This is a genomic window from Alkalilacustris brevis, assembly GCF_003350345.1.
GTDB lineage: Bacteria > Pseudomonadota > Alphaproteobacteria > Rhodobacterales > Rhodobacteraceae > Alkalilacustris > Alkalilacustris brevis.
Genome location: NZ_QNVJ01000009.1, coordinates 52,723 through 74,805, shown reverse-complemented (window position 1 = coordinate 74,805; position 22,083 = coordinate 52,723). Strand labels below are relative to the sequence as shown.

Annotated in this window: 19 protein-coding genes and 1 tRNA gene; 10 read left to right on the top strand and 10 right to left on the bottom strand. The window is 67.4% G+C overall.

The window, feature by feature from the left end; translation table 11 throughout:
* The first annotated feature begins 77 nt into the window (after positions 1 to 77).
* Both DQ229_RS01190 and DQ229_RS01185 read left to right on the top strand, forming a co-directional pair.
* Positions 78 to 749, top strand: coding sequence for a lytic transglycosylase domain-containing protein (locus DQ229_RS01190; RefSeq protein ID WP_238380909.1), 672 nt, complete (start codon positions 78 to 80; stop codon positions 747 to 749).
* Between the two features lie 158 nt (positions 750 to 907).
* The gene (locus tag DQ229_RS01185; protein ID WP_238380908.1) at positions 908 to 1,456 is read left to right on the top strand and encodes a lipid-binding SYLF domain-containing protein; all 549 of its coding nucleotides are present in this window, start codon (positions 908 to 910) and stop codon (positions 1,454 to 1,456) included.
* A gap of 271 nt (positions 1,457 to 1,727) precedes the next feature.
* Here the strand turns inward: DQ229_RS01185 and DQ229_RS01180 are convergent, their stop codons facing one another.
* Positions 1,728 to 2,603 (bottom strand): NAD(P)-dependent oxidoreductase, encoded by an 876-nt coding sequence (locus DQ229_RS01180; protein ID WP_114964440.1) that lies wholly within the window; start codon positions 2,601 to 2,603, stop codon positions 1,728 to 1,730.
* Positions 2,604 to 2,695: 92 nt separating this feature from the next.
* On the opposite strand from DQ229_RS01180, the gene DQ229_RS01175 reads away from it, so the two are divergent.
* The gene (locus DQ229_RS01175) at positions 2,696 to 5,176 is read left to right on the top strand and encodes a penicillin acylase family protein (protein WP_114964439.1); all 2,481 of its coding nucleotides are present in this window, start codon (positions 2,696 to 2,698) and stop codon (positions 5,174 to 5,176) included.
* Between the two features lie 281 nt (positions 5,177 to 5,457).
* Here DQ229_RS01175 and DQ229_RS01170 read toward each other — a convergent pair whose 3' ends face one another.
* The 7 genes from DQ229_RS01170 to DQ229_RS01140 form a co-directional block, all read right to left on the bottom strand.
* A complete protein-coding gene (locus tag DQ229_RS01170) occupies positions 5,458 to 6,471 on the bottom strand; it encodes a molybdopterin-binding protein (protein WP_114964438.1) in 1,014 nt (337 codons plus the stop codon).
* Positions 6,471 to 7,493, bottom strand: coding sequence for an XdhC family protein (locus DQ229_RS01165; protein ID WP_114964437.1), 1,023 nt, complete (start codon positions 7,491 to 7,493; stop codon positions 6,471 to 6,473). Before DQ229_RS01165 ends, DQ229_RS01170 begins: the two co-directional genes overlap by 1 nt.
* A 201-nt stretch (positions 7,494 to 7,694) precedes the next feature.
* Positions 7,695 to 8,972, bottom strand: a complete 1,278-nt coding sequence (locus tag DQ229_RS01160) for a vWA domain-containing protein (protein WP_114964436.1) — start codon at positions 8,970 to 8,972, stop codon at positions 7,695 to 7,697.
* The gene (locus tag DQ229_RS01155) at positions 8,965 to 9,387 is read right to left on the bottom strand and encodes a hypothetical protein (RefSeq protein ID WP_155326411.1); all 423 of its coding nucleotides are present in this window, start codon (positions 9,385 to 9,387) and stop codon (positions 8,965 to 8,967) included. The genes DQ229_RS01160 and DQ229_RS01155 overlap by 8 nt, the downstream gene beginning before the upstream one ends.
* A 326-nt stretch (positions 9,388 to 9,713) precedes the next feature.
* Positions 9,714 to 10,676, bottom strand: coding sequence for an AAA family ATPase (locus DQ229_RS01150; RefSeq protein WP_238380907.1), 963 nt, complete (start codon positions 10,674 to 10,676; stop codon positions 9,714 to 9,716).
* A 41-nt stretch (positions 10,677 to 10,717) separates the two neighbouring features.
* Positions 10,718 to 11,842, bottom strand: a complete 1,125-nt coding sequence (locus tag DQ229_RS01145; RefSeq protein ID WP_114964483.1) for an AI-2E family transporter — start codon at positions 11,840 to 11,842, stop codon at positions 10,718 to 10,720.
* A 259-nt stretch (positions 11,843 to 12,101) separates the two neighbouring features.
* Positions 12,102 to 12,177: transfer RNA gene (locus DQ229_RS01140), tRNA-Thr, on the bottom strand.
* A 235-nt stretch (positions 12,178 to 12,412) separates the two neighbouring features.
* On the opposite strand from DQ229_RS01140, the gene DQ229_RS01135 reads away from it, so the two are divergent.
* Positions 12,413 to 13,288 carry a hypothetical protein gene (locus DQ229_RS01135; RefSeq protein ID WP_155326410.1) on the top strand — a complete coding sequence of 292 codons (876 nt, stop codon included), beginning with the start codon at positions 12,413 to 12,415 and terminating at the stop codon, positions 13,286 to 13,288.
* A gap of 57 nt (positions 13,289 to 13,345) precedes the next feature.
* On the opposite strand, the gene DQ229_RS01130 is transcribed toward DQ229_RS01135, so the two are convergent.
* The gene (locus tag DQ229_RS01130) at positions 13,346 to 13,606 is read right to left on the bottom strand and encodes a DUF2312 domain-containing protein (RefSeq protein WP_114964433.1); all 261 of its coding nucleotides are present in this window, start codon (positions 13,604 to 13,606) and stop codon (positions 13,346 to 13,348) included.
* A 180-nt stretch (positions 13,607 to 13,786) separates the two neighbouring features.
* Between DQ229_RS01130 and DQ229_RS01125 the strand changes: the two genes are divergently transcribed.
* The 4 genes from DQ229_RS01125 to DQ229_RS01110 all read left to right on the top strand — a co-directional run bounded on the left by DQ229_RS01125 (position 13,787) and on the right by DQ229_RS01110 (position 17,208).
* Positions 13,787 to 14,002, top strand: coding sequence for a hypothetical protein (locus tag DQ229_RS01125; RefSeq protein WP_114964432.1), 216 nt, complete (start codon positions 13,787 to 13,789; stop codon positions 14,000 to 14,002).
* A gap of 298 nt (positions 14,003 to 14,300) precedes the next feature.
* On the top strand, positions 14,301 to 16,124 hold the full coding sequence (locus DQ229_RS01120) for a M3 family oligoendopeptidase (protein WP_114964431.1): 1,824 nt from the start codon (positions 14,301 to 14,303) through the stop codon (positions 16,122 to 16,124).
* Between the two features lie 45 nt (positions 16,125 to 16,169).
* Positions 16,170 to 16,664 (top strand): flavin reductase family protein, encoded by a 495-nt coding sequence (locus DQ229_RS01115; RefSeq protein WP_114964430.1) that lies wholly within the window; start codon positions 16,170 to 16,172, stop codon positions 16,662 to 16,664.
* Positions 16,665 to 16,848: 184 nt separating this feature from the next.
* Positions 16,849 to 17,208: an ArsR/SmtB family transcription factor gene (locus DQ229_RS01110; protein WP_420796848.1), complete on the top strand. Its 360-nt coding sequence runs from the start codon at positions 16,849 to 16,851 to the stop codon at positions 17,206 to 17,208.
* Between the two features lie 285 nt (positions 17,209 to 17,493).
* Here DQ229_RS01110 and DQ229_RS01105 read toward each other — a convergent pair whose 3' ends face one another.
* Entirely contained in the window at positions 17,494 to 18,459 is a 966-nt protein-coding gene (locus DQ229_RS01105; RefSeq protein WP_162300709.1) for a hypothetical protein, read from the bottom strand.
* 300 nt (positions 18,460 to 18,759) lie between these two features.
* On the opposite strand from DQ229_RS01105, the gene infC reads away from it, so the two are divergent.
* Complete coding sequence (gene infC, locus DQ229_RS01100) at positions 18,760 to 19,248, top strand: translation initiation factor IF-3 (protein ID WP_238380906.1); 489 nt, start codon at positions 18,760 to 18,762, stop codon at positions 19,246 to 19,248.
* 177 nt (positions 19,249 to 19,425) lie between these two features.
* Positions 19,426 to 21,918: an ATP-dependent helicase gene (locus DQ229_RS01095; RefSeq protein WP_114964428.1), complete on the top strand. Its 2,493-nt coding sequence runs from the start codon at positions 19,426 to 19,428 to the stop codon at positions 21,916 to 21,918.
* The last annotated feature ends 165 nt before the right edge of the window (positions 21,919 to 22,083 follow it).

Sequence of the window (22,083 nt, the reverse complement as noted above, 5' to 3'; positions counted from 1 at the left end):
TCATTCGCGTGGCCAGGGCCGCGCAGCGGGGGAACAGCCGAAGGAAAACGCCAGCCATGCAGCAGCCGCGACCAGGCATGCCTGCCGCAAGGGACAGCCACATGCCCCGCGCCGCGCCGGCCGGGCCGGTCCTGCTGCGGGGGGTGGCGCTGCCGCGGGTGGCCGCCACTGCCGCGCTGCTCGTGGCGCTCACCGCCGGACATGCGGGCGGCGTGCAGGCCCAGGGGCTGGACCTGACGGCCTCTTCCCGCAACCCCGCCGACGTCTTCGAATCGCAAAAGCGGCTGCTCGACGGGCGGCTTTCGCAGCAATATTCCACCGCCTACCGGCTCAAGCCCCCATCGGTCAGGACCGACCCCGAGATCCCTGCCTATACCGGCCGCTACCGCGGGCCGTATCTCGACATGGCACGCGCCGCCGCCAGCCGCCACCAGGTGCCCGAAGACCTGTTTCTGCGCCTCGTCCAGCAGGAATCGGGCTGGAACCCTTTCGCGGTCTCGCACAAGGGCGCGCGGGGCCTGGCGCAGCTCATGCCCGAAACCGCCATGCTGCTTGCCGTCGATATCGACCAGCCGGCCGAAAACCTCGAGGGCGGTGCCCGCTACCTGCGGATGATGTATGACCGCTTCGGCGACTGGCGTCTCGCGCTTGCCGCCTACAATGCCGGGCCCGAGGCGGTGGAGCGCCACGGCGGCGTGCCGCCCTATGCCGAAACGGCAAGCTATGTGACGGTGATTCTCGGCGGCTGAGCACCCTTTGAAGGCAGCCCCCCGGCGAAAGCAGGCTCATGCCCCAGCGGAGGGCATGACAGGCCCGTGCAAACCCCGTATACTGCGACGCAAGCGCGCGAAACGGTGCGCGGCAACAATATCCTGTACCAGACGAGAGGCAGAGCATGACGAGCAGCATGACAAGACGGGGCGCCTTGGCCGGATTCGGCGCCACGCTGGGCCTGGCGGCCTGCGGCAACCCGGTGGGCGGCGATGGCGCGGCAATCCTGGACGCGCGGGTCGATGCCACCCGCGATTTCCTCTTTGACCGTTACCCGGGCACGCGCGAGCTTTCCGACAAGTCGCACGGCATCCTGTGGATGCCGCTGGTGACGGAGGGCGGCTTTTTCGTGGGCGGCGGCTATGGACAGGGCGCGCTGAGGATCAACGATGTGTCGGTCGACTACTATTCAGCCGCGCGGGCCTCGTTCGGGCTTCAGTTCGGGGCGCAACAATATGCCCATGCGCTGTTCTTCATGACCAGCGAAGCGCTGCGCGACTTCCGCTCATCCGACGGATGGGCAGCGGGGGCCGACATGCGCTACGCCCTGCCCGACCGCGGCGGCGCGCTGGGCGTCGACACCACCACCCAGCTTTCGCCGGTGATCGCGGTCGTCTTCGCGCAATCGGGCCTGATCGCGGGGGCTTCGCTGGCCGGGACCAAATACACCCGGATCATCCCCTGAACCGACAGGCGCCGGCCTGACGCGGATTTGAGGACAGAAAGTGACCGGGCCGCACGAAGGGGCACGGCCTGGCCGCCACGGCGGTGAAATCGAGACTGCCGATTTTCGGCGCGGCTGCGCCGCACCGATGCCTCCGGCGGGGATATTTCGCCACAGTGAATATCCAGGCGCGCCGCGCCCCTTCACTGTGAAGAAAATATCCGCGCCGCAGGTCCCCGCCGGCCAGGGGCGCGGTGGCGACATTGCCTTGGTATCATGGCCGCCTGTGCCTTCAGGACAGTTTGCGCAGCCGCTCGATCAGGCTCGAGGTATCCCAGCGCCCGCCGTCCATCGCCTGCACATCCTTGTAGAACTGATCGACCAGCGCGGTCACCGGCAGCGGCGCGCCGATCTCGTCGGCGGTGGCCAGGCAGATGCCCAGGTCCTTGCGCATCCAGTCCACGGCGAAACCGTGATTGAATTCGCCGTCAAGCATCGTGGCGTGGCGGTTTTCCATCTGCCATGACCCGGCCGCGCCCTGGGCGATCACCTCGACCACTGCGCGGCCGTCCAGCCCGGCCTTCTCACCGAAGCGCAGCGCCTCGGACAGGCCCTGCACCAACCCGGCGATGGCGATCTGGTTCATCATCTTGGCCAGTTGCCCCGAACCGCTTTCGCCCAGCCGGCGGCAGATGCGGGCATAGGGCGCCATCAGCGGTTCGGCCCGCTCATAATCGGCCTGCGTGCCGCCGCACATGATCGACAGCGCGCCATTTTCGGCGCCGGCCTGGCCGCCTGAAACCGGCGCATCGACAAAGCCTGCGCCGCGCGCGCGGGCCGCTGCTTCCAGCTCTCGCGTGACCTGTGCCGACACGGTGGTGTGATCGATGAAGAGCCCGCCCTCGCGCATGCCGGCAAAGGCGCCGTCATCGCCCAGGCATACAGCGCGCAGATCGTCATCATTTCCGACACAGGCCATGACGCATTCCGCCCCCTTGGCCGCCGCGCGCGGGGTCGCCGCAGCGCGCCCGCCGCCATAAGCAGCAACCCAGGCCTCCGCCTTGGCGGCGGTGCGATTGTAGACTGTCACCTCATGTCCGGCCCGCAGCAGGTGCCCCGCCATCGGCGCGCCCATCACTCCCAGCCCGAGAAATGCGATCCTTGTCATGTCTCTTTCCCCTCTCCCGTTGCGCGGCGATTGCATGTCGCCTGCCAACCCAGTACCTAGCCGGACAGACCGGGCACAACAACAGGCAAGAGATGCTGACCCTTCTGCGCTGGACAATCCGCGTGTTTCTGGGGCTTGTCGCGCTGGCCGCGCTCGCGCTTGTGGTGCTTTACTATTTCACCGCGCGCTCGATCCCCGATTACTCGGCCAGCTACGAGATCGCGGCGCTCGGCGCGCCGGTCGAGATCGTGCGCGACAATGCCAATGTGCCGCATATCTTCGGCGACACTGACGAAGATGTGTTCTTCGGCCTCGGCTTCGCCCATGCGCAGGACCGGCTTTGGCAAATGACCATGTTGCGGCGCACAGCGCAGGGGCGGCTTTCCGAGGTGTTCGGCGCGCGCAGCCTGCGCACCGACGAGTTGATGCGCAGGCTCGATCTGCACGGGTTGGCCGTGCGGTCGGTCTCTGCGCAGGACGCGCGCACCCGTGCCGCGCTCGAGGCCTATGCACGCGGCGTCAACGAATGGGTGCGCATCGTCAATGCCCAGGCCCGCGGCCGCGGCGCGCCGGAATTCTTTCTCTTCCCCTCGGAAATCGCCTACTGGCAGCCCGCCGACTCGATCGCCCTGATCAAGCTGATGGGGCTGCAGATGTCATCGCATCTGCAAAACGAGGTGTTGCGCGCGCGGCTTTCGCTGCTGCTGGAGGATGACGCGCGGGTGCGCGACCTGATGCCAGATGCGCCCGATGCGGGGCTGGCCGACCTGCCCGATTACGCGGCGCTCTTTCCCGGCGGGCTGCCTGAACACATGCGCAGCGCACAGGCGGCGGCACAGCAGCCCGCCGCGCCATTCTCGCCCTTCGCGCCCAGGCAGCTTGCCGCCGCTTCGAACGCCTGGGCAGCGGCGCCGTCGCGCTCGGCCTCGGGGGGCACGCTACTGGCCAATGATCCGCATCTGGGCTTTTCCGCGCCCTCGCTGTGGTATCTGGCGCGGATCGAGCTTGAAGGCGGCGGCGTGATCGGCGGCACCATTCCCGGCATTCCGGCGGTGCTGAGCGGACGCAGCGATGCGCTGGGCTGGGGGCTGACCTCGTCCTACATGGATGATCAGGATCTGTTCATCGAACAGCTCAACCCGGCCAATCCCGAAGAATACCGCGCCCCCGGGGGCTGGGCCGGTTTCGAGACGCGGCGCTCGATCATCCGGGTGCGCGGCGCCGATCCGGTCACGATCACCCTGCGCTGGACCGAGAACGGCCCGGTCCTGCCCGGGCATCACTTCGACATCGGCACGATCACCCCGCCCGGCCATGTCACCAGCCTGGGCTGGACGCTGCTCGACCCCGCCGACACCTCGATGACCGCAGCCATGCGCCTGATGCGGGCGCAATCGGTTTCAGAGGCGATCGTGGCCAGCGCCCATCACGTGGCGCCGGCGCAGAACCTGATGCTGGCCGACCGCGACCGCATCGCCATGCAGATGATCGGCGCCATGCCGCGGCGCGATGCCGCCCACCAGACCGAGGGCCGGATGCCCGCGCCGGGCTGGATCGCGCAGAACCGCTGGCAGGGGCGCCTGCCCCACTCGGCCAACCCGCGCTTCGAGACCCCCTCGAGCGGCATTCTGGGCAACACCAACAACAAGCCGCTGTCGCGCCCTTTCCCGCTGCATGTCAGCCACGACTGGGGCGACACCCAGCGCATCCAGCGCTGGCTGCGGCTGATGGGCGACCGCGAGGTGCATACCCGCGACAGCTTCATCGAGGCACAGCTCGACACTGTCAGCCCCTCGGCCCGCGCGCTGCTGCCGCTGATCGGGGCCGATCTGTGGTTCACCGGCGAGGCCGCCCCCGAAGGCACGCCCGAGCGGCTGCGCCAGCGCGCGCTGCAACTCCTGGCCGACTGGAATGGCGAGATGAACGAGCACCTGCCCGAGCCGCTGATCTACGCCGCCTGGCTGCGCCACCTGCAAGACCGGCTTGTCCGCGACGAACTCGGCCCCCTGTCGGCCGCCTTCACCCATGTGGAGCCACTGTTCATCGAACGCGTCTATCGCGATATCGACGGCGCCTCGGAATGGTGCAACGTGGTGCAATCCTCGGTGCGCGAAACCTGCACCGACATGGCAAGGCTGGCGCTCGATGACGCGCTGATCTGGCTGAGCGAACGCTTTGGACCCAACCCTGACAGCTGGCGCTGGGGCGATGCGCATCAGGCGGTGCATGCCCATCCAACGCTCGGCGAGATGCGGGTGCTGCGCTATTTCGTCAATATCACCCAGTCGACCAGCGGCGGCGACCACACGCTGATGCGCGGCATGACCGCAGGCACCGGGCCGGAGCCTTACCAGAACGTGCACGGGGCGGGGTATCGCGGGGTCTATGATTTCGCCGATCCCGACAGCTCGGTCTTCATCATCGCCACAGGGCAGTCCGGCCACCCGCTCAGCCGCCACTATGACGATCTCGGCGAACGCTGGCGGCGCGGTGAATATATCCCGATGTCACTCGACCCCGGGCTTGCCCGCGCCGGCGCAGTAGGGATAACCCGGCTGGAACCTCCACAGTAGCGTAGCTTCGGAAAATCGTCGCCGGGACTTCACGCAGGAAAAGCCGCCCGCGCGCCTTTGGCTGATGGGGGCCTGCGGCGCGGATATTTTTCTCACAGTGAAGGGATGGCGCCGCGCCTGGATATTCACTGTGAGGAAAATATCCCCGCCGGAGGCATCGGTGCGGCGCAGCCGCACCGAAAACCGTATTCCCGGCACGCCGGAGGCGCGGGTGCGGCAGGGGCGTCCGTTCGCCGCCCCGGGCCTCGGTGCACGGCCCAGCCCCCGTGCGATCCGCTCCCTCAGCCCCGGCGCTGCTCGCGTGGCTGCGGGCGGGTGGGAATCTCCTTGAGAAGCCCGCCCACCCCCATCAGCGCGATATCATCGCTGCCGACGGGAATGCCGCAGGCGATACGCTCCAGCACCCAGTCGACCCCGTGCGCCACCTTCGAGCGCGCGCTCCCCGGCAGCCCGATCACCGGGCAGTCGCCAAGCTCGCCCAGAAAGAGCAGGTTGCCGGGGTCGACAGGCATTCCGAACCGGATCAGCCGCCCCCCCGCCGCGACAAGCGCGCGCGGGGCGGTGTCGCAGCTGTCCGAGGTGGCCGAGCCGGTGAGCACCAGCAACACGTCGCCTTCAAGCTCGCTCAATGCCCCAGCGATCGCCGCCACTTCATGCGGCACCTCGCGATGCGCGGTCAGGTCCATTCCCAGCGCCGCAAGGCGCCGCCGCACCGCACGCAACCCCTTCTGGTTCAGCTTCTCGGGCTGGCCGGGCACAAGGCTCTGCACCAGCCCCGCCCGGCGCAGCACGACCGGCTGCAGCGAAACCGCGCCGGCGGCGGCGGCACAGGCCGCGTCCACCGCCCGCGCGGGCACCCCGTAGGGGATGATCTTCACCGTGGCCGCCAGCGTGCCCCGCGCCACGCGGGCATGGGGCGGCAAGGTTGCCAGGGTGATCGCCGGATCGACCCGGTTGAAGGCATTCACCGCTGCCACATCGGGCACAAACAGCCCCGGCGCGCGCGCGTGCAGGTTGACCCGGCCGGTGAAAGCGCCGCTCAGGCGCAGCCCGGCCGCCGCCTCGTCAGGCACCAGCGCGCGCGCAAGCCGCTGGGCGGCGCTGTCCTCGTCCAGATCCGCCGGCCCGAGCCGCGCCACGACCACTTCGGCAAGCCCTGCCTGCGCCATCCGCGCCAAGTCCTCAGCCGTCAGCACCCGCCCCTTGCGCAGCCGCGCGCCGCCATCTTCCAGCAGCAGCGAGTGCGCCAACCGCGCGCCCTCCGCCTGCGCCAGAGGAACCGGGCCGAACTCCATCAGCGGCGCGTCCGCAGGCTCTGGGTGATCTCGGCCATCACCGCAACGGCAATCTCGGCGGGCGACTTCGCGCCGATATCCAGCCCAACAGGCGCATGAATGCGGGCGATCTGCGCCTCGCTCACCCCCTCGGCACGCAGCCGCTCCACCCGCCTGGCATGGGTGCGAACCGAACCGAGACAGCCCAGATAGAACACCGGCGAGCGCAGCGCCGCGATGATCGCCGGGTCGTCGATCTTGGGATCATGAGTCAGGGTGACGACAGCCGTGCGCGCGTCCAGCCCATGCGCGGCCAGCGCCTCGTCCGGCCAGTCATGGCTGATTTCCTCGCCGGGAAATCGGTGCGCGGCGCCAAAGGTCTCGCGCGGGTCCACCAGACAGGGCGCGTATCCGCACAGCCGGGCCATGGCCACCAGCGGCTGCGCGATATGCACGGCCCCCACCACCACCATCCGCAGCGGCGGGTTGTGAATGGCCGCGAACCAACCCTCCTCCACGCCAGACTTGTCGGAACGAAAGCGCGCGGCAAGCGCATCATCGCCAAGACCCAGCGCCTGGCCGATCGCCGGCGCATCGTCCTCGGCAACCAGCCGCCGCTCCCATGTTTCCAGATGGGTCAGCACGGCCACGGCCCGGCGTGCCGCCCGCGCCTCCACAAGTTCGGCCAGAAGCGCCACGGGCAGCGCAGGGCCTGCACTCCCAGCCGCCACCGGCTCCACCAGCACCCGGATTGTGCCGCCGCAGGCAAGCCCCACGGCAAAGGCCTCGTCATCGCTGACCCCGAAACTCAGAATCCGCGGCTTTCCATCCTCCAGCGACTCGAGCGCCTCGACCACCACCGCACCTTCCACACAGCCGCCCGAGACCGAGCCCATGATCTCGCCCTGCCCCGAGACGGAAAGCTGGCTGCCCACCGGGCGCGGCGCGCTGCCCCAGGTCTCCACCACCGTGGCCAGCGCCGCCGCGCGCCCCGCGCGATGCCATTCTAGCGCCTGCTCTGCAATTTCATCGTGAAAGGCCATTGCGTCCCCTTCTCCCGTCACCCACCGGCAGCCACCCTTTGCACAGAAGAAAGCCAAATGCAGCCCGCGGCAACCCCTTCCCGGCTTGCCGGCTCGCCGCCCGCGCATCGGCCAGCTTATCCGCCCGGCCCGGACCGCCCCTTCACTGTGAAAGAAATATCCTCGGGGGGTCCGGGGGGCAGACAGCCCCCCGGCGCGCCGTCAGCTACCTTTCCCTGCAAGCAGTCGCATCAGGCGCGGTTTCTCGCCCGTGTCGCGGCTGCTGGCGATCACCCCGGCCAGCGCCGCCAGCGAATCGATGTTATGGCCGGCGCGGAAGCTGTCCACATGCGGCAGCATCGCGCGAATACCGGCGGCGCGCGGGGCGAAGCCCTCCCAGCGCAGAAGCGGGTTGACCCAGATCACGCGCCGCGCCGACAGGTGCAGCCGCTCCATCTCGGCGGCCAGGCGCGCGGGCGGGTCGCGTTCCAGCCCGTCGGTGATCAGGATCACCACCGCCCCCGGCCCCAGCACCCTGCGCGACCAGTCGCGGTTGAAGCTGCGCAGGCAGGCCCCGATCCTGGTGCCGCCTTCCCAGTCCTGCACCTCGGCCCCGGCGGCGGCCAGCGCGGCATCGACATCGCGCGCGCGCATGTGCCGGGTGATGTTGGTCAGCCTTGTGCCGAAGGTGAAGCCGTGCACCCGCCGCCAGCCGGTGCGCTTGCTGCCCGCGCGCACGGCGCGGTTGCTCAGCACATGCAGGAAATGCAGGATCACCCGGCTATAGGCCGACATGGAGCCGGAGATATCGCACAGCACCACCAGGTCGGGCCAGCGGGGGCGAGGTTTGCGCCTCTCCAGCCGCGCAACCTCGCCGCCGCGGCGCATCGCCAGACGCAGGGTGCGGCTCCAGTCGGCGCGGCGGCCCAGCGGATCGGGCGCAAGGCGCCGCGAGGGCAAGGGCCGCACCGGCAGCGTCAGGCGCGCGAGGGCCGCGCGCGCCTCGGCCAACTCCCGCGCGCTCATCGCCGCGAAATCCAGCCGGCGCAATCGCTCCTGCCCCGAGGTCGTGCCGCTGGCATCGGCCTCGATTTCCAGTTCCAACTCTTCCTCGCCCGCCGCCGCGGGCGGCAGGTTGCCCAGCAGCGCCTCGGCGGCGCGGCGCTCGGCGGGACGGGCGGCGGCCCGCTCCTGCGGCCCGTGCATTGCTGGCGGCCCGGGCGGCATCATCTGCTCCAGAAAGCGCGGGTCACGCCAGAACATCCCGAACACCTGATCGAAGGTTTCACGCTCCTCGGGCCGCGAGACGAAGCAGGCGTGCAGCACCCAGTAGAAATCGGCCCGCGCCGTGAACCCCGCCAGCGCCACCGCCTCGACCGCCTTTTGCACCCGGTCCGGCCCCACCCCCAGCCCGGCCCGGCGCAGGGCGCGGGCAAAATGGGCGATGTTCGCCATAAGCCTGCCCTCTTCGGGCAGGTCGGGCGTGACTTGGTCAGGCATAAAGCCACCAGACCAGCACGCCAACCGCAGCGACCAGCGGAAAGGCAAGATACCAGATCCAGACGTAGAACCAGGCGAAGCTCGCAAAAGCCGTCATTTCGCGTCTCATGCGGTCCAGATAACTTTGCATCTGCACCAGACCTGCCTTCGTCACGGCGTCTTTTTCGGCGACTTCTCTGCTGTCCTCTGCTATCGCATCAAGCTTCGTCTGCTCCTTGGTGCCTTCAATAGACCTCATCGACGCGGGCTGTCGGCCGATCACATTCCAGCCGCGATAGCTCAGGTAATCCCCGCGCCACTGGATGACATGCGAAACGACCAGAAACAGCAACACAGCGCTGACCACTGACTCGACGCGCTCTCCTTGAATTGTCACCCCGAAGGCTGCGAACTCATCAAGATTGATCCAGCCCATGAGGATCATTGCGAGCACGCCGCTAACGCTGAGGACGGAGCGTGCGGTTGTCCGTGTTGGGGCGGATATGGCCTCTTCACCTAGGAACCGCATCACAGCACCTCCCTGCTGTTACAGCGCGCCGCGTGCAGTCGAAATCTTTTCGCCCCGAACCGAGGGCATGCGACCGCCCGAGGTGGGCGCGAATGCGCCCGCCTGTGGGGCGGGCGGGCGCATGCCCGGGCCGCTTGCGGCCCGGGCGGAATGAAACAGATCACGAGCAACACCTGACCTTGCACCCGGCCGCGCGGTCGAATGGATATTTGGGCCAAGAAGAAGCGGCATTCTCACGCCCCGTCCAGATCGCGCCGCACCGCGTCCAGCAGGCGCGCGGCCTCGGGGCCTTCCAGCCTGCGGAGGTCATCCTGATACTTGAGCACCGCGCCCAGCGTGTCGGCGATCACCTCAGGGCTGAGCGCGACGGAATCCAGCGCCAGCAGGCATTTCGCCCAGTCGATGCTTTCGGCGACGCCGGGTTTCTTGAACAGGTCCTCGTCGCGCAGCCGCTGCACGAAGGCCACCACCTCGCGCGAAAGCCGCATGGGCGCCTCGGGCACGCGGGCGCGCAGGATCGCCATCTCGCGTTCGAAATCGGGGTAATCGACCCAGTGATACAGGCAGCGCCGCTTGAGCGCGTCATGCACTTCGCGGGTGCGGTTCGAGGTCAGGATGACGATCGGCGGCGCCGGCGCGCGCACCGGGCTTTGTTCGGGGCCAAGCTCGGGAATCGTCACCTGGAAATCGGAGAGCGCCTCGAGCAGGAAGGCCTCGAACGGCTCGTCGGTGCGATCGACCTCGTCGATCAGCAGAACCGGGGGGCCGCCGGGTTGCGGACGCATCGCTTCGAGCAGGGGGCGCGAGATCAGGAATTCCTCGCTGAAGAGTTCCTTGCGCAGGCTGTCGCGGTCGGCGCCGCCCGCAGCTTCGGCGGTGCGGATGGCGATCATCTGCTCGGCGAAGTTCCATTCATAGACGGCGCTGGCCGAATCGAGCCCCTCGTAGCATTGCAGACGGATCAGCCGCCGGCCCAGCGCGGCGGCGATGGTCTTGGCGATCTCGGTCTTGCCGGTGCCGGCCTCGCCTTCCAGAAACAGCGGCCGGCCCAGACGCAGCGCCAGAAAGACCACAGTGGCAAGCGCGCGGTCGCTGACATAGCCCTGCGCGGCGAGCATCCCGGCAACGGCGTCGATCGAGGCGGGCAATTCGGGTTGGGGAGGCTGGCCGGGCTGGTTCATGGGCACATGCTGCATGGCACGGCGGCAGCGTCAAGCGCCTGAGCCGCGCGCGCGGCTCAGGCGCGGGTATCGCCCCCCGTGTCGCCCGCAGCATCGGGCGCGCGGGGCGCCCTCTGCCGCGGCGCGGAAATGTTCTGCGGTGGCTCGGGCTCCTGCGGGACGAACATTTCGGTCTCGGGCAGCCCCTCGCGCGAAAGCAGGATCGCCACCGGCCGCAGTTGCGGGATGTGCGAGCAGACGATCATCAACCCCACCATGATCGGCACCGCCAGGAACATACCTGGCACGCCCCAGACCAGCCCCCAGAATGCCAGCGAAATGATGATCCCGAACGAGGACAGCCGCAGCGCACGGCCCATCAGCATCGGGTCGATCACGTTGCCGACCAGAAATTGCAGCACCCCCACCGAGACAAAGACCAGCAGCGCCAGCGACGGATCGGCCTCCTGCACGAAGGCCACCAGCGCCACCACCACCGTGGCGATGATCGACCCGAGGTTGGGAATATAGTTGAGCATGAAGGTCAGTATGCCCATCGCCCCGGCAAACTCGAGCGAAAAGAGCGAGCAGACGAAAAAGACCATCAGGCCCGTCACCGCGCTCACGAAGGTCTTGACCAGCAGGTAGTAGTTCACGTTGCGCACGATCGAGCCGATGATCCGCCCCACCCGGTCGGCCTGGCGCGAGTCGCCCAGAAGGTTGACCAGCTTGGTCGAGAACCACACCCGTTCGGCGAACAGGAAAGCCACGAACAGGATGATCAGCACCACCGCCGAAAGCAGGTTGCCCGCCTGCCCCGCCGCGGTGCGCAGATAGCCGGTGATCTCGATCGAGCGCACGGTGGCAAGGACCGCCTGTTCGACATCCTCGCCCATGAAGCTGAACAGCTCGGCGATCGCGAACTGCGCCTGCTCGGCATAATTGACCGTGGTGCTGAGCACCGTGTTGAGCTGCGACAGCACCAGCGCCGAAAGCGCCAGCAGCAGCGACGAGATCAGAAGCACCGCGAACACGCTGGCCAGCCAGTTCGTCACCCGGAAGGAGCCGATCCGCATCCGCGCGATCGAGTTGATCGCATCGGCCGTAAGGCTGAACAGGATTATCGCGATGGCCAGCGAGATCAGCACGAACTTCGCCTGCATCAGCATGTAGAGCATGATGCCGAAGGCGATGATCCCCATCAGCCAGGTCTGCAGGCGGAATTTCTCGCCGAAGGTCAGGCGCGCGGGCGATGTCTGTTCGGGCGTTGTCTTGCCACTCATGCTGCCTTGTCCTGCCTGTGCGATCCGGCCTTGCCTCTGTACGATCCCGCGCGGCGGATACCTGCCTTGTGGCAGGCCGGCCGGCACGCCGCGGCATCGCAATTGCCAAACAACTCTAGGCGGCGGGCGGGGGCGGTGCAAGGCGTTGGACAGGCGCGCGCGGCCAAGGGCGCAGGAATGGTGCCGGATGAGGGACTCGAACCCCCGACCTTCGGTTTACAAAACCGCTGCTCTACCAGCTGAGCTAATCCGGCAGTTCGCGGGCCGGGCCGGTCTGGCCGAAGGGGGCCGACAGGCCGTGCGCGAAGAACGCCCTCCCTTATCCGCGTTCGCCCTTCACCGTCAAGACGGACAAGCGGTGCGGCGTCGCGGACCGGATTGCCCGCGCGGGGGCTTGGTGGCGCGGGCCGGGTTGCCCGCGCGGGGGCAAGGGCTTAGGCTGCGTAGCAGGCGGGGCGGGACGACCTCGCGCAGCGGGGGACGATACGGATGCAACTGGCGTTTCACATGGGGGCCTTGTGCACCGACGAGGACCAGCTTGTCAGATCGCTGCGCAAGAACCATGACCGGCTGGCCGGCGAGGGGATCATCGTGCCCGCGCCGGGGCGCTATCGCCCGATCCTGGGCGAGACGCTGCGCAACCTTCAGGGCGCGGATGCCCCGCCGGAGATGCAGCAGACGCTTCTCGATGCGATCACCGACCATGACGCGCCCCGACGGATCGTCCTGTCGAGCGAGACCTTTCTTGGCGCAACCAATGCGGTGTTCGGCAACGGCCTGATCTATCCGCGCGCGGCGCGCAAGACGCCACTTTTCGCACGGCTGTTTCCCGAGGCGGACTGCGCCTTCTTCCTGGGCATTCGCAATCCGGCTGCCTTCCTGCCCGCGGTGCGTGCGCGGGTCGGTGCCGAGACCTATGAAGGCATGATGCAAGGCACCGATCCGATGCAGCTGCGCTGGTCGGATCTGGTGGCGCGGCTGCGCGAGGCCAATCCGGGAATCCCGCTGACCGTCTGGTGTGACGAGGACACGCCCCTGATCTGGCCCGAGGTGATGCAGGCGGTGGCGGGGCTCGAGGCCGATGCGCCGCCCCTGACGGGCGAGCATGACCGGCTGCACGGGCTGATGCGCCCCGAGGGCGAGAAACGGCTGAAGGCATACCTGGACGCCAACCCGCCGGTGACGGCCGGGCAGCGGCAGCGCATCGTCGCCGCCTTTCTCGACAAGTTCGCCCACGAAGACGAGCTTGAGGTCGAACTGGACCTGCCCGGCTGGTCGGAAGAGCATGTCACCGCGCTGAGCGAAGCCTACGAGGCGGATTGCGCGGTCATCGCAGGGACCGAAGGCGTGACCTTCCTGGGCTGAAGCCCGCGCCAGGCCCCTGCCCCTGCCCCTGCGCTGCCTCTGCCCCGACCGGCGCGCTCAGCTCATGCCCAGGGCGCTCTTGTACATTTCCAGCACGGCCTCTTCCTCGGCAATCTCGTCGGGCTGGCGTTTGCGCAGCGCGATCACCTTGCGCATGACCTTGGTGTCATAGCCGCGCCCCTTGGCCTCGGCCATGACTTCCTTCTGCTGGTCGGCGATGTCTTTCTTTTCGGCTTCGAGGGATTCGTAACGCTCGATGAACTGGCGCAGTTCCTCGGCGGTCACGTTATAGGCGGCGTCGCTGACGGGGTCGCTCATCTGGGCCTCTCGTGTGATAGGGTTTTGCTTCTGCTACTCGGCCCGGAGGGGCTGTTCAAGGCCGCTTTGGCAGGCTTGCGCTTGTCAGCGGGGGTGGGCTGGATTAGGTCCGTGCCCGGACGGGCACAAGATGGATACCTGCCCGGACGGGCAGAAGGCGGATGAAGGACGCGGCAAGCGATGGAATGGCTGATCTGGGCAGGGGCGTTGCTGACGCTTTGCGGCGTGGCCGGGCTGGGCTGGTGTGTCGTCTATGCGCTGAAAGCCCGCAGCGCCGGGCTGGGCGATGACGAATTGCGCGCACGGTTGCAACGGGCCGTGGCGATCAACCTCGGCGCGCTGGCGGTTTCGGCGCTGGGGCTCATCATGGTGGTGGCCGGAATATTCCTGACCTGAGGCGCATGCCGGTTATCATCCGGCGGGCGCATCCACGCGCCCTTCGGGCGGGCGCATGCCCTCTGTTCGAAGCTCGACGCAAGTTCGATTGAACGCGACATACTCCAGCCGCCCGGGCCAAGGCCTGACTGGCGCAGTATGAAACAATTTCCCTGCTTTGCAGGGGCGAAAAAGCGGCTTCGGGGCTTATCCGGCAGCCAGCTCTGAAACCGGGCGCCACGGGAAACCCGGCAATGCCTTGCCTCGCCCCCCGCGCGGGGCATATGTGAGACAACACCACATTCAGGAAGGACCGCGCATGCCCATGCTTCCCCGCCCCGTCTTCGATGCCGAGCGCCGCGGTGGCGCCTATGGCGACCTGCCCGATTGGGATCTGAGCGATCTCTACCCTGCGCCGGACGCGCCGCAGATCGCGCAGGATCTGCAACGGGCCGAAGCCGATTGCGCCGCCTTCGCTGCCGATTACGAAGGCCGGCTTGCCACGCTCGATGCCGCGGGGATGCTGGACTGCGTGCGCCGTTACGAGGCGATCGAGACACTGCTGGGGCGGCTGATGTCCTATGCCGGGCTGCGCTATTACCAGAACACCACTGATGCCGCGCGCGCCAAGTTCATGGCCGACATGCAGGACAGGATCACGGGTTACACCACGCCCCTGGTGTTCTTCCAGCTTGAGGTGAACCGCCTCCCCGACGAGGTGCTCGCGGAGCATTTCGACGCCAGTGCCGATCTGGCACGTTACAAGCCCATCTTTGACCGGATGCGCGCGATGCGGCCTTATCAGCTGTCGGACGAGTTGGAGAAATTCCTGCACGATCAGTCCACCGTGGGCGCGGCGGCCTGGAACCGGCTCTTCGACGAGACCATGGCGGGGCTGGAATTCGACATCGACGGCGAGGAAGAGCCATTCGGCCTGGAAGCCACGCTCAATCTGCTGACCGACCCCATGCGCGACCGCCGCGAAGCCGGCGCGCAGGCGCTGGCGCGGGTGTTCGGCGCCAATATCCGCCTTTTCGCCCGTGTCCACAACACGCTGGCCAAGGAAAAGGAGATCGAGGACCGCTGGCGCACGATGCCCACACCGCAGACCGCGCGCCACATCGCCAACCATGTCGAACCCGAGGTGGTGCAGGCGTTACGCGATGCGGTGGTCGCCGCCTATCCAAAGCTTTCGCACCGCTACTATGCGCTCAAGGCGCGCTGGATGGGGCTGGAGAAGCTGGAAGTCTGGGACCGCAACGCGCCGCTGCCGATCGAGCCGCCGCGCACCATCCAGTGGGACGAGGCGCGCGAAACGGTGATGAACGCCTATGCCGAGTTCGACCCGAAGTTGGCCGAGATCGCCACGCCCTTTTTCGAACGCGGCTGGATCGACGCGGGCGTCAAGCCCGGCAAGGCGCCGGGCGCCTTCGCCCACCCCACGGTGACCGAGGTGCACCCCTACATCATGCTAAACTACATGGGCAAACCGCGCGACGTGATGACGCTGGCGCATGAGCTGGGCCACGGCGTGCATCAGGTGCTGGCCGCAGGACAGGGCGAGTTGCTCAGCTCCACCCCGCTGACGCTGGCTGAAACCGCCAGCGTGTTCGGCGAGATGCTGACCTTCCGCCGGCTGCTGGCCAATGCGAAATCCGATGCCGAGCGCAAGACCCTGCTGGCCGGCAAGGTCGAGGACATGATCAACACCGTGGTGCGCCAGATCGCGTTTTACGATTTCGAGTGCAAGCTGCATGCCGCGCGGCGGGAAGGCGAATTGACGCCCGACGACATCAACGCGCTGTGGATGAGCGTGCAGGCCGAAAGCCTCGGTCCGGTGTTCAACTTCATGGACGGGTATGAAAGCTTCTGGGCCTATATCCCGCATTTCGTGCATTCGCCCTTCTATGTCTATGCCTATGCCTTCGGCGACGGGCTGGTGAACGCCCTTTATGCGGTCTACGAGGAAAGCGGCGCGGGCTTTCAGGAAAAATACTTCGAGATGCTGCGCGCGGGGGGATCGAAACATCACAAGGAGCTGCTTGCGCCCTTCGGACTCGATGCTTCGGACCCGGCCTTCTGGGACAAGGGGTTGAACATGATCTCGGACATGATCGACGAACTGGAGCGCATGGAAGGCTGACGCCCCGCGCATCGCAAGACACAAGGAAGACACAAGGAAGACAACGTGCATAGCTTTGCCCCGGATGCAGAAAACGCCCGACTGTTCCGCCAGGCGCTGGGGCGCTTTGTCACCGGCGTGACGGTCGTGACTACGGCGGCGCCCGCGGGGCCGGTGGGCATCACCGTCAACAGCTTCACCTCGGTGTCGCTCGATCCGCCCTTGGTGCTGTGGTGCCCGGCGCGGGCGTCGGGGCGCTTCGCGCTGTTTGCCGGGGCCGCGCATTTCGCCATCCACGTGCTGGCGGCCGAGCAGCGCGCGCTGTCGCACCGCTTTGCCCGTGGCGCGGGGCTGTTCGACGACCTTTCGCCCGAGCATACGCCGGAAGGGGTGCCCGTGCTGCCCGATGTCCTCGCCCGCTTTGACTGCGCGCTTTACTCAACCTATGATGGTGGAGATCATGCCATCGTGGTCGGTCGGGTGCTGCGGGCCAGCCAGCGAAACGGTGCACCGCTGGTCTTTTCGGGCGGTGATTACGGCCAGGTTTCGGCGGCGATGTGAAGACCGGCACCGGAAACGGCACGGGGAAGAGCAAGGCGGGCCTTGAATATCGCATGAAACACATTAAACTAACGGAATGTGATTTTCCGCCGTGGCATGGCGGCACCGGCGCCCGCAGGCGCTTTACCCGTGACCGGGGGGCTGGTTTCGCCCACGGCCCGGCACTGTCAGGAAAGGTCGGATCATGGCGCTCAACGCTGATGAACTGATGGAGAAGCACGAACCATCCGTGCCCTTCGACGAAATGTCGCAAAACGCCGAGACGGCCTGCGCCTTTCTCAAGGCGCTGGCGCATGAAGGGCGGCTGATGATTCTGTGCCACCTGGCGTCGGGCGAGAAATCGGTGACCGAACTCGAGCAACTCCTTGGCGCGCGGCAGGCCGCCGTCAGCCAGCAGCTTGCGCGGTTGCGGCTGGAAGGGCTGGTGGAGACACGGCGCGAGGGCAAGGCGATCTATTACTCACTGAGCGACACGAAGTCGCGCCGGGTGATCGAACTGCTCTACGACATGTTCTGCGAAGAAGGCCAGACCGCGCGCGGCTGAACGGCCGGGCAATGTCAAGCCGGGCCAAGCTGCCCGACGGCCCGAAAATCGCGCCGGGACAGGGCACTGCACCAGGCCGGCGCTTTAGCAAGAAACCGGATGGATGCGCCGCGTGCGCGCCGCGGGAAAGCCGGGGGGCTGTCTGCCCCCCGGACCCCCCGAGGATATTTCCCTCACAGTGAAGGGGCTGTGCCCTGACGCGATTGCAAGCCAGGCTGCCGCCCGGCAACGGCCTGTCTGCGGCCTGTCTGCGGCCCAGCCCTGGTCATGCCCGTCGGGAAATTTCTACTCGTTCTCCTGCGGCAGGCGGATGCGGCCCTGCGTGAGCAACTCGTCGACGATGGCCTGATCCGGCGCGGCGCCCAGAATGGCATCGGCCACCGCGCCGGCAGCAATCGACGACCATTGCATCGCGCTGTCAGCGGCGGCTGCGGCCTCTTCGGCGGCGCGCAGGGCCGCTTGGGCGCGCGCCTGCGCTTCCTCATCCCCGGCGACCCCGGCATTGGTCATGGCACGTTCGGCCGCCTCGGCGCTATCGGAGGCCGCGCGCGCGGCCTCGGCGGCGGCGTTTGCGGAGGTGTCGGCGGCACGTTCGGCGGCCTCGGCATCGCCCTCAAGCGCAGCCTGCACAGCCTCGGCGGCGGCAAGCACGGCCTGTTCGGAGGCCTCATCAGTCTGCTGCCGGGCGGCATGGGCCATATCGGCCTCGTCCCGGACAAGGCCCGCGGCCTGTTCCTGGGCCTCCGGATCGTCCACGGGGGCGACGCCGGAATCGCGGGCAATATCGGCGATCGCCTCGCGCGCGGCGGCTTCGGTGTCGCTCACGCCGTCTTCGGCGGATTCCATCGCTTCGCGGATCGCCCTTTCGGCAGCCTCGGTTGCCGCGTCACCTGCGGCATCGCCCGATTCGAGCACCTCGTCGATCACGTCTGCAGCTTGATCCGACAGGGCATCAGGGGTTTCGGCACCGTCACTTTCCAGCGCCTCGCGCACCACCTCTTCGGCCAGGCCGCCGGGAGCAGTGGCCTCATCTTCCCCGGTGCCTTGGGTGTCTTCGGGGGCTGGCTCGGCATCCTGATCCGGACCAAGATCCAGCGGTTCGGGCGTTTCCTCGGGGTCAAGCGGCTCGGGGGTCTCGACCGCGGCGGGATCGAGCGTGTCCACCTCAACCCCGGAACGGTCGGCCAGCAGCAGATACCCCCCTGCCGCCAGAAGGACCACCACGACTACAACCGTCAGATTTCTGTTCATGCCAAATCTCGCGTTTTCTTTTCATCCTACAAGGTTGGCCCCCTTCTGACAGGTTTCAACCGGCAGGCAACCCATTGCCCCGCAAATGCGCCGTCCTGGCCGATCCTTGCCACCCCGGGCGCCCCCGGCGGGCACCTAACACTGCCGATTGCCCCGCCGCGCGCCCTGAATCACCTTGAAACGCCCCGGCGGCCCGTCTATCGTCACCTCCGCCGACAAATACCTGTCATTGCAGAAGGAACCGCTCCCATAGCCCGCAGACCTCATAACGCGCCGCCAACCCGTGACACTGGCCCCCGCGTGAACGATCGAATCCGTGCCCCCGAGATCCGCCTGATTGGCGCCGAAGGGGAAAACCTTGGCGTGCGCACTCCGGAAGACGCGCTCGCAATGGCTGTTGAAATCGGGCTCGACCTGGTCGAGATCTCGCCAAACGCCACGCCGCCGGTCTGCAAGATCATGGACTTCGGCAAGTTCAAGTACGAACAGCAGAAGCGTGAGGCCGAAGCCCGCAAGAAGCAGAAGACCATCGAGGTCAAGGAAGTCAAGTTCCGCCCCGGGACCGATGTCCATGACTATGACGTCAAGATGCGCAATGTGATCCGCTTTCTGGAAGGCGGCGACAAGGTCAAGGTCACGCTGCGTTTTCGCGGCCGCGAGATGGCGCACCAGAAGCTGGGGCTCGAGCTGCTCAACCGTGTAGCCGATGACGTGGCCGAGATCGGCAAGGTCGAGAACATGCCCAAGCTAGAAGGCCGGCAGATGGTGATGATGATCGGGCCGCGCTGACGCGCGGCCAATCGCCCCCCGCCCCGCAAGGTGTCGGGGTCGCGCTCATTTTTCGAAACGCGCCTGTTACCGCCCTGAACCTGCCCGCGATGCGGCCGGCGCATGACCGCTTGCGCGCGCAGGAACATTCTGCGAACAACCCTTTTCTCCTGCCCCTGTCCGGGCTAGGGTGCACGCATGAACGAATTCGACGATCACGACGCCTTTGACGCCGCCGCGCTGCCGCTTTCGCAACAGGCGATGGCGGCGCGCCCGGCGCCCTATCTGGACGGGCTGAACCCCGCGCAGCGCGCCGCGGTCGAGGCGCTGGACGGCCCGGTGCTGATGCTGGCGGGCGCGGGCACCGGCAAGACAAGGGCGCTGACCTGCCGGATCGCGCATCTGCTCAACATGGGGCGGGCGCGGCCGCACGAGATTCTGGCCGTGACCTTCACCAACAAGGCCGCGCGCGAGATGAAGGAGCGCGTCGCGCAGCTTCTGGGCCAATCGGTGGAGGGGCTGCCTTGGCTGGGCACGTTCCACGCCATCGGGGTGAAGCTGCTGCGCCGCCATGCCGAGCTGGCCGGGCTGCAGCCAGGGTTCACCATTCTCGACACCGATGACCAGATCCGACTGCTCAAGCAGGAGATCAGCGCCGCCGGCATCGACGAAAAGCGCTGGCCCGCCCGCCACCTGGCCGGAATAATCGACAACTGGAAGAACCGCGCCTGGCGGCCCGAGACCCTGCCCGCCGGCGAGGCCGACGCCTTCGACGGGCGGGGTCCGGCGCTGTATGCGGCCTATCAGGCGCGGCTCAGGGCGCTCAACGCGGTGGATTTCGGCGACCTGCTGCTGCATGTGGTGACGATCTTCCAGACCCACCCCGACGTGCTGGAGCAGTATCAGCGCCGCTTTCGCCATATCCTGGTAGACGAATACCAGGACACCAATGTCGCGCAATATCTGTGGCTACGGCTGCTGGCCGGGGCGCATCGCAACATCTGCTGCGTGGGCGATGACGACCAGTCGATCTATGGCTGGCGCGGGGCCGAGGTGGGCAACATCCTGCGGTTCGAGCAGGATTTTCCCGGCGCGCAGGTGGTGCGGCTGGAACAGAATTACCGCTCCACCCCGCATATCCTGGCCGCCGCCGGCAGCCTGATCGCCGCCAACGCGGGGCGGCTGGGCAAGACGCTCTGGACCGAGGCCGAAGGCGGCGAGCGCGTGCGCCTGGTCGGCCATTGGGACGGCGAGGAAGAAGCCCGCTGGATCGGCGAAGAGATCGAGGCGCTGCAACGGGGCACGCGCGGGCACACGCCCTTCGGGCTGGACCAGATGGCCATTCTGGTGCGCGCCAGCCACCAGATGCGCGCCTTCGAGGATCGTTTCCTGTCGATCGGCCTGCCCTACCGCGTGATCGGCGGGCCGCGCTTCTATGAGCGGATGGAGATCCGCGACGCCATGGCTTATTTCCGCCTTGCCGTCAGCCCGGGCGATGACCTTGCCTTCGAGCGGGTGGTGAACACGCCCAAACGGGGCTTGGGCGACAAGGCGCAGCAAAAGATCCAGACTGCCGCGCGCGCGGCCGATGTGCCGCTGACCGAAGGCGCGCGCCGGCTGCTCGATTCGGGCGGGCTGAGCGGCAAGGCCGCGCGCGAGTTGCGCACCCTGATCGACGGGATCACCCGCTGGCACGAGTCTGTGCGCGCCATGGCCGGGCTGGGTCCGGGAGGTCTGACCACACCCGGGACACCGGACGACGACGACCTGATCGAGATCATCGCCCCCGAGGCTGCGGGCACTGGCGGCGGAGCCCCGCGCAACCATATCGAGCTGGCCGAGCGCATTCTCGACGAATCCGGCTATACCGCGCATTGGCAAAATGACAAATCCCCCGACGCGCCGGGCCGGCTGGAAAACCTCAAGGAACTGGTCAAGGCACTGGAACAGTTCGACAATCTTCAGGGTTTCCTGGAACATGTCGCGCTGATCATGGATAACGAGACCGACGCCGCGGGTGAGAAAGTCTCGATCATGACGCTGCACGGGGCCAAGGGGCTTGAATTTCCCGTCGTTTTCCTGCCCGGCTGGGAGGATGGGCTGTTCCCCTCGCAGCGCTCGATGGATGAAAGCGGGCTCAAGGGGCTGGAGGAAGAGCGGCGCCTCGCCTATGTCGGCATCACCCGGGCGGAGGAAATCTGCACGATCTCGTTTGCCGCGAACCGGCGAGTCTACGGGCAATGGCAATCGCAGCTGCCGTCGCGCTTTGTCGATGAATTGCCCGTCAGGCATGTCGAGGTGCTAACCCCGCCGGGGCTTTATGGCGGGCTTGGCGGCCGGGTGAGCGGTTTTGCCGGCCGCAACGGCACGGAAGAGCCCGATAGCGGCACGCTGGAAACCCGCGCGGCGCGCGCCGATGTCTACAACTCGCCCGGCTGGAAACGCCTGCAGGCCCATGGCGGCGCGCGGGTCGCTCCGGCCTCGGCCGCCCGCCCGGCCCGCGCCCGCAGTGCCGAGGAACCGTCGGCCTTCGGCGAGGGCGAGCGCGTCTTTCACGCGAAGTTCGGCTACGGGCATGTCACCGGGGTGGATGGCGACAAGCTGCGGGTCGCCTTCGACAAGGCGGGCGAGAAGCATGTGATCGCGCAGTATCTGGTGGCGGCAGAACGCGCAGGCGACGTGCCTTTCTGAGCCGCCGGGCCGACGAACCGGAGTGCGAAGCGGTGCGCCTTATTCGGACCAGGCCCCTGCAACCTTTGAGCGACGCGCCTGCATCCGTCATATCGACAGGCCGGCGGAGAGGCCTGTCGATGCCTTCGGCGAGGATATTTTCGTCACAGTGAAGGGCATGGCGGA